The 12,579-nt window shown below is 59.8% G+C and carries 10 protein-coding genes and 2 pseudogenes; 5 read left to right on the top strand and 7 right to left on the bottom strand.

Annotation, left to right across the window (positions count from 1 at the left end; all coding sequences use genetic code 11):
* Positions 1 to 122, top strand: a pseudogene (locus tag ACQ4WR_RS03600) (IS481 family transposase); the annotation flags it as partial.
* A gap of 26 nt (positions 123 to 148) precedes the next feature.
* Complete coding sequence (locus ACQ4WR_RS03595; protein WP_436485362.1) at positions 149 to 1,078, top strand: hybrid sensor histidine kinase/response regulator; 930 nt, start codon at positions 149 to 151, stop codon at positions 1,076 to 1,078.
* Between the two features lie 26 nt (positions 1,079 to 1,104).
* Here the strand turns inward: ACQ4WR_RS03595 and ACQ4WR_RS03590 are convergent, their stop codons facing one another.
* The 5 genes from ACQ4WR_RS03590 to tnpA all read right to left on the bottom strand — a co-directional run bounded on the left by ACQ4WR_RS03590 (position 1,105) and on the right by tnpA (position 9,222).
* Complete coding sequence (locus ACQ4WR_RS03590; protein WP_436485361.1) at positions 1,105 to 5,115, bottom strand: response regulator; 4,011 nt, start codon at positions 5,113 to 5,115, stop codon at positions 1,105 to 1,107.
* A gap of 8 nt (positions 5,116 to 5,123) precedes the next feature.
* A complete protein-coding gene (locus ACQ4WR_RS03585; RefSeq protein ID WP_051959249.1) occupies positions 5,124 to 6,281 on the bottom strand; it encodes a response regulator in 1,158 nt (385 codons plus the stop codon).
* Positions 6,282 to 6,881: 600 nt separating this feature from the next.
* On the bottom strand, positions 6,882 to 8,423 hold the full coding sequence (tnpC, locus tag ACQ4WR_RS03580) for an IS66 family transposase (protein ID WP_436485360.1): 1,542 nt from the start codon (positions 8,421 to 8,423) through the stop codon (positions 6,882 to 6,884).
* A gap of 29 nt (positions 8,424 to 8,452) precedes the next feature.
* Positions 8,453 to 8,800 (bottom strand): IS66 family insertion sequence element accessory protein TnpB, encoded by a 348-nt coding sequence (gene tnpB, locus ACQ4WR_RS03575; RefSeq protein ID WP_436485358.1) that lies wholly within the window; start codon positions 8,798 to 8,800, stop codon positions 8,453 to 8,455.
* Positions 8,797 to 9,222, bottom strand: a complete 426-nt coding sequence (gene tnpA / locus ACQ4WR_RS03570; protein ID WP_235194276.1) for an IS66-like element accessory protein TnpA — start codon at positions 9,220 to 9,222, stop codon at positions 8,797 to 8,799. Before tnpA ends, tnpB begins: the two co-directional genes overlap by 4 nt.
* Positions 9,223 to 9,601: 379 nt before the next feature.
* Between tnpA and ACQ4WR_RS03565 the strand changes: the two are divergent.
* From ACQ4WR_RS03565 to ACQ4WR_RS03555, 3 genes and pseudogenes are all read left to right on the top strand, one after another.
* Positions 9,602 to 9,880, top strand: a pseudogene (locus ACQ4WR_RS03565) (tyrosine-type recombinase/integrase); the annotation flags it as partial.
* A 52-nt stretch (positions 9,881 to 9,932) separates the two neighbouring features.
* Positions 9,933 to 10,232, top strand: a complete 300-nt coding sequence (locus ACQ4WR_RS03560) for a transposase (RefSeq protein WP_436485356.1) — start codon at positions 9,933 to 9,935, stop codon at positions 10,230 to 10,232.
* Between the two features lie 117 nt (positions 10,233 to 10,349).
* Positions 10,350 to 10,721, top strand: a complete 372-nt coding sequence (locus ACQ4WR_RS03555; RefSeq protein WP_436485354.1) for an immunity protein RhsI2 family protein — start codon at positions 10,350 to 10,352, stop codon at positions 10,719 to 10,721.
* Positions 10,722 to 10,753: 32 nt separating this feature from the next.
* Here ACQ4WR_RS03555 and ACQ4WR_RS03550 read toward each other — a convergent pair whose 3' ends face one another.
* Both ACQ4WR_RS03550 and ACQ4WR_RS03545 read right to left on the bottom strand, forming a co-directional pair.
* Positions 10,754 to 11,092 (bottom strand): hypothetical protein, encoded by a 339-nt coding sequence (locus ACQ4WR_RS03550; RefSeq protein WP_436485353.1) that lies wholly within the window; start codon positions 11,090 to 11,092, stop codon positions 10,754 to 10,756.
* Between the two features lie 802 nt (positions 11,093 to 11,894).
* The gene (locus tag ACQ4WR_RS03545; RefSeq protein ID WP_436485351.1) at positions 11,895 to 12,149 is read right to left on the bottom strand and encodes a helix-turn-helix domain-containing protein; all 255 of its coding nucleotides are present in this window, start codon (positions 12,147 to 12,149) and stop codon (positions 11,895 to 11,897) included.
* Positions 12,150 to 12,579 lie beyond the last annotated feature (430 nt).

The following is a 12,579-nucleotide window of genomic DNA, read 5'->3' as shown; positions in this document are numbered from 1 at the left end:
ACATGCTCAAAGAATGGAACCATCACTACAACTGGCACCGGCCGCATCAGGGCATTGCTGGCAAAGCCCCAATGTCACGGCTCAGATCCGGCCAGAATAACCTCTTGCAACTTCACACCTAGTGCTGCTGGACGTGATGATGCCCGGCATGGACGGTTTTGAAGTGGCGCGCCGCATGCGCGAGCATCCCAGCGCAGAAAATGTACCCATCATCTTCGTCACCGCCCTTACCGACGACGCCGCGCGCCTGCAAGGCATGGAGTTGGGCGCGGTGGACTTCATTACCAAGCCAATCGACCCGGCCCAGCTGAAGCTGCGGGTCGACAACTTCATGCGCTACGTCGAGCTGCGCCGCCACCTGCAAGCCGATTACGACAACATGCTCGCCATCGCCCGCCTGCGCGATGACGTCGAGGCCATGACGCGGCACGACCTCAAGGGACCGCTGGCCGGCGCCATCGGCATAGTGCAGTCGCTGATCGACGCCGCCGACATGGACCGCCGACAGCTTGAGAATTTGCGGCTGGCCGAGCAGGCCATGCTGCAGGTGACCGACATGGTCAACCTGTCCACCGAGCTGTACAAGATCGAGACGGGAAAATACGTGCTCCATGCAGCGCCGCTGCCCATCAGCGACATGTTGCGGCGGGTGGTTGAGACGGCACGCGCCACTTACGCGGGTAAGCAGCTGGTGTTGGCGGTCGACACCGATTTCGATGTCGGCATCGACGCTCCGCTAGCGCTGGGCGATGCCATGCTGACCTATTCGCTGCTGAATAATCTGATCAAGAACGCCTGCGAGGCAGCGCCAGAGCGCACCCGTGTCATTGCCACGCTGTACACCGGAAGCCCGTTGCGCATCGAGATAGTCAACAAGGGTGTGATCCCGGAACCGATACGCGAACGCTTCTTTGACAAGTTCGTCACCGACGGTAAGTCCGGCGGCACCGGCCTGGGCACTTATTCGGCACGCCTACTGGCGCGCGCGCAATACGGCGAGGTGGCCTTCGCCGTCGATGACGAGCTCCAGACCACCACCCTGATTGTCAGCCTGCCGTCGGTGCCGCCCCCGGCCTAAGGCGAATCGCGCGGCGGCCTTGCTTGTCAGGCTGGCTGCACCACGGCATCAAGCGCTTCCAGCGCAGCGTCGAAGTCGAAGCGTTCAATTGCCTGGCTGACTTTGCGCAGCTGTCGCGCCAGCGGGTGGCCGGCGGCTTGCGATTCCAATGTCTCCAGCACATCCAGCGCGGCGGTGTCGCTGTCGGCCAGCAGCTTGCGCAGCTGGGCAAGTGTGGCGGCCGCGTCCGGCGGCAGGGCGGGAGCCGCTGCGATGGCCCCGGCCCGGGTGTTCTCTGCCGCTGCAGTATAGTTGCCCAGTGCCGCCAGGCCGAGCAGCACCGGCGCCAGTTCGTTTTCGACCGCCGTCAGCAGCACAGCCAGTTCGGCTTCGGCTACACCAGCTTTGCATGCCAGTTCCAGTGCGCTAGCTGTCGCCGCCACGCCTTTGGCACCGACGTTGCCGGCGGTGCCGCGCAAGGTGTGGGCTACCCGCGCCGCCGCTGTGGGGTCATCGCTTTGCCGCGCAGCCTCAAATTCCCCCCGCAGTCTAGCGTGGCCGTCGCGGAAGCGCACCAGCATGCGCAGGTAAAGGTCCTGCCGGCCCATGCTGGTCGCCAGGCCGGCGCGCTGGTCGATACCGGGGAGTTCGGCAGGTAGGGCCGCAACCACTTTGCCTGCGGAATCTGGCTGCCCCGCTGGGGGCGCTGCTAATGCCGACTGCGCCGGGCGGATCCACTTGCTCATGGTGGCGAACATGGCGGTGACGTTCAGCGGCTTGGAGATGTGGTCATTCATGCCGGCAGTCAACGCCATTTCGCGGTCGCCGGCCATGGCGTTGGCGGTCATGGCGATGATCGGCAGCTGAGCGTAGCGGGGTTGGGCGCGCAGGCGGCGGGTGGCTTCGTAGCCATCCATCACTGGCATCTGGCAGTCCATCAGCACGCCGTCGAAGGCGACGGTCCCGGCTTGAGCCAGTAGGTCCAGCGCCTGTTGCCCATCGCCTACGATGGTGAGCACGATGCCAGCGCTTTCAAGCAGCTCGCGCGCTAGCTCCTGGTTCATATCGTTGTCCTCGGCCAGCAGCAGGCGGGCGCCGGCCATGCGGGCCTGGTCGGCCGCGCTGCGGTCCTGTCGCTCTGCCTGGCGCGTTTCGGCCACCACGCCCTTGCCCAGTACCTCGCCGATTGCTTCGAGCAGCGTCGACGGGGTGACTGGCTTGGTCAGCACGGCTGGCAGCGCCACCTGCTGGAGCGCCGCCGCTTCCTGAGCGTCGTCCCGGCCGAAGGCAGTCACCATGATGACAGAAGGGATGTGAGTCACGGCGCCACTCTGCATGCGCTGCAGCGTTTCGACGCCGTCCATGCCCGGCATGCGCCAGTCCAGTAGCACCAAGTCGTAGGGCAGGCTTTTGCGCTCAGCCTCGACCATGGTGCGCAGCGCGCTGTGGCCGCTGTCGGCGAGGTCCACCTCCAAGCCGAAACTGCGCGCCATGGTCGACAAGATTTCGCGCGCGCTGGCGTTGTCGTCGACCACCAGCACGCGCAGGCCGAGCAGCTCGTCGGCGTGGAACATGCGGCGCGGCTGCACCTCGGTCTGGCGTCCGAAACGGGCGCTGAAGTGGAAGGTCGAGCCCTCGCCCGGCATGCTCTCGACCCAGATCCGGCCATCCATCAGCTCCACCAGCTTCTTGGAGATGGCCAGACCTAGCCCGGTGCCTCCGTATTTGCGCGTGGTCGAGCTGTCTGCCTGGCTGAACGAGTGGAACATGCGTTCGCACTGCTCGGCCGTCATGCCGATACCGCTGTCGCGCACCCAGAAGTGAAGCTCGACTTGATCCCCGGCGTCGGCAGCCATCTCGATCCCGACCACGATCTCACCGCGTTCGGTGAACTTGGCGGCGTTGTTGCCGAGGTTGACCAATACCTGACCCAGCCTCAGCGAATCGCCTACCAATGCGGTCGGCAGGTCGGCCGAAGTGGCGAACAGCAGTTCCAGGCCTTTTTCCTCGGCCTTCAGGCCGATCATGCTGGCGAAATTCTCCAGCACGTCCTCCAGCCGGAACGGGGCCTGCTCTATGTTCATCTTGCCCGCTTCGATCTTGGAGAAGTCAAGAATGTCGTTGATGATGCCCAGCAGGTTCTCGGCCGAGCGGTGCACCTTCTCGATGTAGTTGCGCTGTTTTTTGTCGAGATCGGTGCGTAGCGCCAGATGGCTCATGCCGATAATTGCGTTCATCGGCGTACGGATCTCGTGGCTCATGTTGGCCAGGAAATCGCTCTTGGCGCGCGTAGCGTCCTCGGCGATCTCCTTGGCGCGCAGAACCTCGGCCTCCGCCAGCTTGCGGTCGCTGATGTCGCGCACCGAGGCGCACACGCAAACGCCGCGCTCGGCGATAGCCGGCAGCCGCGACAGGCCGATCTCGACCGAGAAGCGGCTGCCATCCTTGCGCATACCGTGCAGGTCGGCGCCTGTCATGCCCATCTGGCGTGCCGTGCCTTGCTCGATGAAACCATTGCGCGAGCCGACGTGGCGCCCGTGCGCCTCCGGCGGCACCAGCGTTTCGATCGGCAAGCCGGCCAATTCGCCGGCCTCGTAGCCGAACAGCTGGTCGAGCTGCGGGTTGGTCATCATGATCAGGCCGTGCACATCGATTACCAGCATGCCGTCCGGCGCAGCCTCGATGATGCCGCGATACCAGGCCTCGGTGGCTTTCAGCACCACCTGCTGCGCTTCGAGTTCGATCGCCATGGCCTGCACCGCGTGGCTGCGTGCCTTGATTTCCAGCGACATCGCCAGTTTGGGCAGCAGCTCGTCCATCAGCACCCGGCCCGATTCGCTGGGAGCGTCGAAGCCGGCCAGCTCCAGCACGCCCATCAGGCGCTCGCCGTGCAGCAGTGGCAGCACCTGCAGGTGGCGTGGGCGCGACCGCCCCAGTTGCGAGTGAATCTGCACGTAGTCGTCCGGCAGGGCGTCGAGCCGGAGCGGCTGGCGGTCCTGCGCGCACTGACCCAGCAGGCCACTGCCCAACGCCAGTTGCGGCGCCGGCGGATGGTCCGGATCGGCGGCGTAGCTGGCGGCAAGGCGCAATGCGGCGGCGTTTTCGTCAAGCAAGTAGAGCGCGCCCTGGCCAGCCTGCACCAGCGGCGCGAGTAGCGTCAACAGGCGCTGCGCGGCCTGGTCAAGGCTGGCCGCTTGCTGCAGTTCGGCCTGGATCGAGGCTTCCTGCGACTTGATCCAGCGCTGCATGTCGAGCTGGCGCGATTCGACCTGCAACTTGGCGATGGCGCGGGCCAGGTCGCCCGTTTCGTTCTGGTAGTCAGTATGCGGAATCACGCTGTCTAGCTGGCCGGCGGCCAGCGCATCGACCGCCTCGCGCAGGCGGTTGACCGGGCGCCGGATCGAGATGCTGATCCACCAGGCGCATAGCAGCGCCACCGCCAGGCCACCGATCAGCAGGGCGTAGGTGAGGGTGCTGCTGGTGAGGGCGAATTGGCGAATCTGGTAGATGGTGCTGCGGGCGTTGGAATCCTTGACGGCGGCGATCTCGGCCATCTGCCGGTCGGCGGTGCGCATCGCATGCTGGAAGCGCTCGCTGTTGAGCAGGGCGTTGGCTTCGGCGTTGCGGTGCAGCCGCGCCAGTTCGATTGCCTCGTCGGCGATGCGCTCGGCGCGCGCCAGCATGCTTTCAAAGACGTTATGGCGTTGCTGGTTGTCGATGCGCAGCAGGGTGGCGCGGGCCTCGTCGACGGCAAAGTGTAGCTGCTCGCGCGTCTTGTCTAGCTGTTCGAGCGCCTTGTCGACGGCAACAGGGTCCGGGGCGTTGGCCACCTTGTGCAGCATTAGCTCGAAGCGGTTGAGCTGGATGCGGGCCTCCTTGACCTGTACGATGCCGATCATGCCCTCGCTGAGCAGGCGCTGCATGTCGCTACTCAACTGGTCTTGGGTGCGCAGGCTTTGCAACCCCAGCGCCAGGGCCAGCAGCAGCACTGCGCAAAAGCCGGCCGCAAGCTTCTGGCGCAGGCGCAGCCGTTCAAGATAAGCCAGGGGCGAACGCATGCCGGCGCTCACTGTGCAGGCAGGGTGTGTGCGATGGCGGCAGCCTGCTTGGCCATGTCCTGGTCGCTGTCGGCGTAGCGCGCGGCGATCTGCTGGAAGGCGGGCAGGTTGGCCAGGAAGGCGTCGCAGACGTCGGGATCGAAGTGCGAGCCGCGCCCCTCGGCGATGATCTGCACTGCCTTTTCATGCGGCATGCCTTCCTTGTAGACGCGACGACTGATCAGGGCGTCGTAGACGTCGGCCACCGCCATCAGCCGCGCCGAAATCGGGATGGCGTCGCCGGCCAGGCCTTCGGGGTAGCCGCTGCCGTCCCATTTTTCCTGGTGTGAGTAGGCGATCTCCTTGGCCAGGCGCAGGAAGTCGACGTCCATGCCCAGTTGTTGTTCGGCGTGGGCGATGGCGTCGCGCCCGAGCGTGGTGTGGGTCTTCATGATCTCGAATTCCTCGGGTTCGAAGCGGCCAGGCTTGAGCAAGATGCGGTCGGGGATGCCGATCTTGCCGATGTCGTGCAACGGCGCCGACTTGAACAAGAGCTTGATGGTGTCGGGGTCGAGGAAAGCGCGGAAGCGCGGATGCTCGCTCAGATGTTCGGCCAGCACCTTGACGTAGTGCTGGGTGCGGCGGATGTGGTTGCCGGTCTCGTTGTCACGCGTCTCGGCCAGCGAGGCCATGGCGTGGATCGTGACATCCTGGATCGCGCCCAGCTCGCGCGTGCGGCGCTGGACTTCCTGTTCCAGGTACTCGTTCTTGTCGCGCAGGAAGTCGGCCGCGTCTTTGACCTTGAGTTGGGTGCGTACGCGCGCCAGCACCACGGGCGGGCTGATCGGTTTGGTGATGTAATCGGCCGCGCCCAGCTCCAGACCGTGCGTCTCGTCCTCGCTGGAGGCCATAGCGGTCAAGAAGATGATGGGTATGTCGCGCGTGGCCGGGTCGCCCTGCAGTGCCTGCGCCACTTCGTGGCCGGTCATCCCAGGCATCATGATGTCAAGCAGGATGAGGTCGGGCGGCGGTGCATCGCGCGCGATGCGCAGTGCTTTCTCGCCGTTATTCGCTGCTTTGACCGTATAACTATCCTTGAGCAAGTTGGCCATCAACAGAAGATTATCCGGCGTGTCGTCCACGACAAGGATTACAGGCCTGATGGGACGGGTATAAGATGAGTTCATGCCTAAATGCTCCAATCAGGTCCGCACTAATTTGTTGCCTAGACTATATCTGTGTCCTGTGTGCAAGTAAACCGCATATTAGTTTTGCTATGCGAATCGCTCCCGTCCTACACTACATTCTCCGATCTCTAGGTATATATGGATTCCTCATCACTCAACATTTCGAAAATGACAGTGTGGGGAGGGTGCGCTTAGGGAGACCTCTGCCGCCAAGCTGAACTTCTGCTTTGAGGCCAGGCTGTGTGGAAACGCAGAAAAATTCTGGTTCTTCAAAAATCGGCCTCTCAAAACGCGCGCTACCCCGTTTTCTCGGTGGCGGGAATGGTAACCCTACCCACGAATATTTTGAGATTTGGAGTTTTCACCCAGCCTGGGGCGGAACCAGCCGCTCCCTGCCTCTGCTGGTGGCGTTACGGAAGTTGTCAGTTCAGGGACGACGTCGTTCGCAGCCATTTCGTTATCCCTTTGGATTAGTCGCAGCTATTCAGCGAAAAATCGTCGCAGCTTTTAGCAAAATCAAGTTGGCCTAGCCCTGTGCCGCAATACCTTTCGTCGCGTCTATTTCAGAAAGTCACAACACCGCTGGGAAGCGGCGTGATCTCAAAGGGCTGCTGGCAGCTTGCAGTTCCAAGGCAAGAAGTCATCAATCCGGTTGACGGGATGATCGGTGATATGCGTCAGCACGTGACGCAACCAGGCTTCGGGTGCGACACCGTTCAGCTTGGCCGTGCCGATCAACGAGTAGATCGCGGCGGCCCGTTCGCCGCCGCTGTCGGCGCCGGCGAACAGATAGTTGCGCCGACCAATGGCGACACCACGCAAGGCGCGTTCGGCCGCCGAGTTGTCAATCTCGATGGCGCCGTCGTCGCAGTAGCGCAGCAGCGCCGGCCAGAGCTTGAGCGCGTACAGGATCGCCGCCGCCGTGTCGGACTTGCGCGACAGCGTATCGAGCGTGGAGCGCAGCCAGTGCTCCAAGTCCTCGAGCAGCGGGCGCGAGCGGGCTTGCCGAACTTGTCGTCGTTCGTCGGGCGGCTTGCCCCGGATCTCGGCCTCGATCACATAGAGCTCGGCGATCCGGCGCAGCGCCTCGGTGGTCAGCGGCGTCGCGCGCGCCGCGTGCAGGTCGTGGAATTTGCGCCGCGCGTGCGCCCAGCAAGCCGCTTCCTGGATCGTGCCGTCTTCGAACAAAGCGTTGAAGCCAGCGTAGGCATCGGCTTGCAGCACGCCCTCGAACTTGGCCAAGTGGGTTTGCGGATGGATGCCCTTGCGGTCGGGCGTGTAGCCAAACCAAACCGCCGCTGGCGTGGTGTCGCCGGCGGGCCGGTCATCGCGCACGTAAGTCCACAGACGGGCCGTCTTGGTTTTGCCATTGCCGGGCGCCAGCACCGGGATCGGCGTGTCGTCGGCATGCAGCTTCGACGCCGTCAGCACGTGGCGGCGAATGGCATCGACCAACGGACGCAGCAATGCGCTAGCGGCGCCGACCCAGTCCGCCAGCAGCGCACGATCGAGGTCGACGCCTTCGCGGGCGTAAATGACGGCCTGGCGGTACAGCGGCAGATGATCGGCGAACTTCGCAACCAGCACATGCGCCAGCAGGCCGGGGCCGGCGATGCCGCGCTCAATCGGCCGGCTTGGCGCCGGCGCCTGGACGATGGCGTCGCAGCAGGAGCACGCCAGTTTCGGACGAACATGGCGGATCACGCGGAAGCTGGCCGGCACGAACTCCAGTTGCTCGGCCACGTCCTCGCCCAGCGGCCGCAGGCCGCCGCCACAAGCCGGGCAAGCATCGGCCGGCGGCGCATACACCTTTTCGTCTCGCGGCAAATGATCGGGCAACGGCCGGCGCACAGACTTCTTTCGCGGCGCCTGGTCGGCCGCCGGCATCTCGCGCGCCGCCTCGGCCTCGTCGGCTTGCAGGTCTTCCAGTTGCAGCTCCAGCTGCTCGATTTGATGATCCAGCTTTTCCGATTTGCGGCCGAATTGCATGCGCCGCAATTTGGCGATCTGCAGCTTGAGGTGCTCGATCTCGACGGCGCGCGTGTTCAGCTGTTCGCGCAGCCCTTCAACCACCTCGTTTTGAGCGAGCAGCAGCACCTTCAAGGCGGCGATGTCGTTGGGCAGGTCGGCTGGGCTGAGCATGTGCCAAGTTTACGCGAGCCTTGTGTCGTTTACAAGGCCGACGTTGGTCTCCAGGTCCGTTCCGGCCGCCGCCAGTCGATGCCTTCAAGCAGCATCGACAGTTGCGCCTGCGTCAACGCCACCGAACCGTTGGTAGCCTGCGGCCAGATGAAGCGACCACGCTCAAGCCGCTTGGCCAGCAGGCACAGGCCATCGCCGCTCCACCACAGGAGTTTGATGAGGTCGCCGCGCCGGCCCCGGAACACGAATACGTGGCCGCTGAACAGATCTTCCTCCAGCGCCGTCTGCACTTTGGCAGCCAGGCCGTTGAAGCCGGAGCGCATGTCGGTGGTGCCGGCGGCAAGCCATACCTTGGTGCCGGCGGGCAGGCCGATCATCGTAGAACCCGATCGAGCACCTGCGCCAGCGCGGCCGCGTTGGGCTGGCCTTCGATTCGCACGCGCACTTCGCCCAGCTCCAGCATGATCGTGCCGTCGGCGTCGGCGTCGGCGGTGGAGTTGCCCGGAGCAGGCGCCGTTGGCGCCAGCACCACTGGCAATAGGCCATCGTCGCGAATCAACGCAGGCACGCCGAGGCGTCCTTGTTGATAGAGGCGGCGCCAGCTAAACACCTGGTTGGCGTTGACGCCGTGTTCGCGTGCAATGCGAGCCACCGAGACGCCCGGTTCCAGCGACAACGCCACCAATGCGCGCTTGAACTCTAAAGAATGCTGCCGATAATGGCCGCGCGCATTCGTCGAAGTGATTGGTTGAAAATTTGTGTCCATAATCAGAATTTGTGGGCACAAATGCTGTGCCAAAATTCGATCATGAATGACGGTGGTCAGGGAGTCCAGACGGCGCTGGGAAGACGCTTACACTCAAATTGCCGTAAGGAATATTTAACATTTGGTTCTTACTGTCCATTTCCACGGTGAGGGTATAAATAAGGGTATTTTTTGTGTTAAGTAGTTGATTTTAAAGTTAATTTTAGGTGCCTGGAAACCTCGGCGGTGTGAGGGTATCTGGGCCTCGTCGATGGTGGTCAAGGTGACTTTTTCGTACTCAGTGATTGATTGTTTGAAATTCGTCCGGTGCCGGTACAGACTTGTGAATGAATGGGAGGTGCCCATGTTGACCGATACGAAATTGAAAAATCTGAAACCTGCAGAAAAAGCCTACAAGGTGCCGGATCGTGATGGTACGTCCCCTTACATTTTGCCGTCGCGCTATGACCCAGATGTGCCGATGAATGGCGCTTCGCTCAATCGTATTCTGGTGTCTGTCTGCGCCATGGCGCGACACTGCGGGAAGCCGCTGGCCGACTTTTCGCCGCATGATTTGCGGCGAACGGCATTGACCCTGCTGCATGAAGCCGGTTACAACACCGATTGGATCGAAAAATGTCTCGCACACGAGCAGAAGGGAGTGAGAGCTGTGTACAACAAGGCTGAATACTCAGTCCAGCGCCTGAGCTAGTCCGGTTTTCATGGACATTCTAATAGGGGACAATGTGCCCTGCAGGATACTCATGAAGAAGAAACAACTGCCTTCGAAGCGGGAGATCATTCCCACTTCACCGGAATCAACACCGAAGTGGCGCGCCACATTCACAGATGCATTCAAGCGCGATGCGGTATCACGGCTGCGCGCAGGCAATCAACGCGCCACTGATTTGGCGGTAGAGCTAGGGCTATGTCGCAACCAGCTCTATAGATGGGCGAAGAAGCTCGATGAGCAATCCTTGGAGGAAGCCTTGCGTTTGCCGGGCCGGCCGCCGACTGGCAACCTGAGCGAAATCGAACAGTTACTAAGAAAGATTATCCTTTAAAGAAATGAAAATTAATTATGGTGTTATGAATGCGCAGATTGGGATTGGCCCTGGATTGAAAATATTCAATGATAATATACTTATGATTGAGAAGGTTGGGGAAGGGGAATCGAGGAAATGACGATTTACAGTGATGGCTTGAATGAGGGTCATTGTTTTAAGGTCGTATATTCTTTGTTTAATTTTCTTGAGAGGGAGAAGAAGAATGGTGGGCGTGAGGATTTGTTTGAGGATGAGGGGGATGATAATTTTAAAACTTTTGGTGTATTTGGTTCTGCGCGTTGGAAGGAATATTTAAGGGTGGGGGAAATTCCAACGGTGCTTGTCTCTGGTGTTATTGGACGTACTTTTTTTTCTGGACAAGATGATCGTCTTGATGGCGAGGTCAATGCCTTTAATTTTTTTATGGATAATGGCTGTGTGGTAAAGGAGGGGGTATATTGCAATGAAAAAGAAGATTTTTTCTTTATAAAGAAGGGTGTAGAATAAGAATTCTTTATGCTTTTGATTTTCCTGAATATTTACCTCTTAAGAATGACTGCAATTACTCTGATGCAGTTGTTGTTAAGGTTGAAATGCTTCTCCTGTGACAGATAAGCGCGTACCATTGCCTCGTTTCTGTCGCTATAGCAGGCGTGATATTGCGCGAGTGACAGTGTGACCGAGCGGCGCTGCTGCCTTGGCGTATCTTTGAATGCATCGGAACGCTGCGATTGCTGATGTGCCGAAACGAAGTCGTCATCGCCCAGAAGCATCTGGTGGCAGGTACGGGCGAGCGGACTAGTTTCGCTCATCCCGGCAGGGACGAACCAAGAATAGTTGGCGACCGCCTGGTCGCGCGTGGTGCCAGACTGGCTCAAGGTCCAGTCACGTGTCTACCAGCATGGAGGCGGTGCATTGTCCAAAACGTAGTGATCGCTGCTCCAGTGCCAGTCGTCGGGTGATGCCGCCATGTGCGCACGGACTTGATTCAAGATGATGCGGCTGGCCAATTCCAGCAGATAATTTTCTTTCTGTACCAAGATGGCTTTGTAACGGTTTTGCAAGACGTGCCCGACAAGCCTGTGGCGTCGATTGAAATGCTGGGTATAAACGCTAGATGCTTTATCGTATGTGTCACCGTGCGGAGGAGGTAATTTTTTATGGACGTTTTAATTATGGATAGTCCTGTTGATTTTGATGTTTGGTGCAGCATAGAGGATGGTAGTCAAAAGCTTGCGGCGACCTGGACTGCAAATTTTAATTCTCTACATATAATCGAATCATTCAAAATTGTTCGTAATTCTATGAAAATAGATGGCTGTATACAAATTTTCATGAGGTGTGGCTTGGATGATATTCCTGGTTTGCTGTTGAAGCTTCCGGATTTTGTGCAGAAACACACTTTTATTATTACCCAGTCTTCTTATCGTCCCTCAGATTGCCCACGATACTGCGAGATCCATTCACTTCGATATGTCACTCAACTATGTCCGGTTTGCAATGGTTTTTATATAAGCAATGTTGCTAATGGGAAGCGATTTATCGCGTCGAAAATTGAGATCGAGCGGAGGCTGATAGAGAGAGGCAGCTTAGGACTGGGTAACACGTAGGGCTGGTAGGGCAGGGGCCAGGTCTGTCTTTCGTATACGTCCACAGCCATAACGGCGACCGGGAGCGAGGTCAGGCCGGCACTGGCGGGTCGATTTGCGTCCCTCGGGCGATGGGCGACGTCCCATGCATAAGCCAGGCGGTGCTGACGCCAAGGGCAGCGGCAATTTTCTCTGCCGCTTCCATAAGAAGTTTGGCTTTGCCTGATTCATAGCAATACAGTTGCGTGGGATTGATGCCCGCCAGTTCGGCAAGTAGCACTTGTGACATGTGAAGATCCTCACGGCAGCTTTTGAGTCGCTCAGAAATATGGGTGTTACCAGACATACATAGTGCCTTTCAATATACATCGCTCGTGAGTGACCGGCTGTGACGCACATGTCGCCGCCATCATGAAGGAACGAGAGCGCTTTGCCAGCCACAATCTGGTCAACGGCAATGATTCTACCGCCTGGGAGCGACAGCGCGTCATCCCTTTTCTCGTATTCCTTCCGGTGGCCCTGGATCAATGGCAGCAGCCAAGCCGGCGAATATGGCTTAGAGCCTGATACCGGGCCGCAGCAAGGTTGCGGCATCAAAGCGCACAGCGTGCAGATCCATCAGCGCTTCGTTGACCTGTGGCAGCGGATAGATCAATGGCGCCGTTTACTGGTGGTAATGTGATAGTTAAAAAACAGTTACCTAGTGCATAAAGTTCTCAAGAAATAAATAAAATTGCCATGCGGAAATAATTATTTTATAATCTACTTAAGAAAAT

The organism is Janthinobacterium amylolyticum (genome assembly GCF_051380655.1).
GTDB lineage: Bacteria > Pseudomonadota > Gammaproteobacteria > Burkholderiales > Burkholderiaceae_D > Janthinobacterium.
Note: the sequence above shows the minus strand (reverse complement) of the source record. Positions and strands in the feature narration are given on the sequence as shown.

Coding starts and splice junctions, on each gene's coding strand:
- ACQ4WR_RS03545 (WP_436485351.1), bottom strand. CDS start 12,149: ATGTCTGGTAACACCCATATTTCTGAGCGACTCAAAAGCTGCCGTGAG.
- ACQ4WR_RS03585 (WP_051959249.1), bottom strand. CDS start 6,281: ATGAACTCATCTTATACCCGTCCCATCAGGCCTGTAATCCTTGTCGTG.
- ACQ4WR_RS03560 (WP_436485356.1), top strand. CDS start 9,933: ATGAAGAAGAAACAACTGCCTTCGAAGCGGGAGATCATTCCCACTTCA.
- ACQ4WR_RS03555 (WP_436485354.1), top strand. CDS start 10,350: ATGACGATTTACAGTGATGGCTTGAATGAGGGTCATTGTTTTAAGGTC.
- tnpC (WP_436485360.1), bottom strand. CDS start 8,423: ATGCTCAGCCCAGCCGACCTGCCCAACGACATCGCCGCCTTGAAGGTG.
- ACQ4WR_RS03590 (WP_436485361.1), bottom strand. CDS start 5,115: ATGCGTTCGCCCCTGGCTTATCTTGAACGGCTGCGCCTGCGCCAGAAG.
- tnpB (WP_436485358.1), bottom strand. CDS start 8,800: ATGATCGGCCTGCCCGCCGGCACCAAGGTATGGCTTGCCGCCGGCACC.
- ACQ4WR_RS03595 (WP_436485362.1), top strand. CDS start 149: ATGGACGGTTTTGAAGTGGCGCGCCGCATGCGCGAGCATCCCAGCGCA.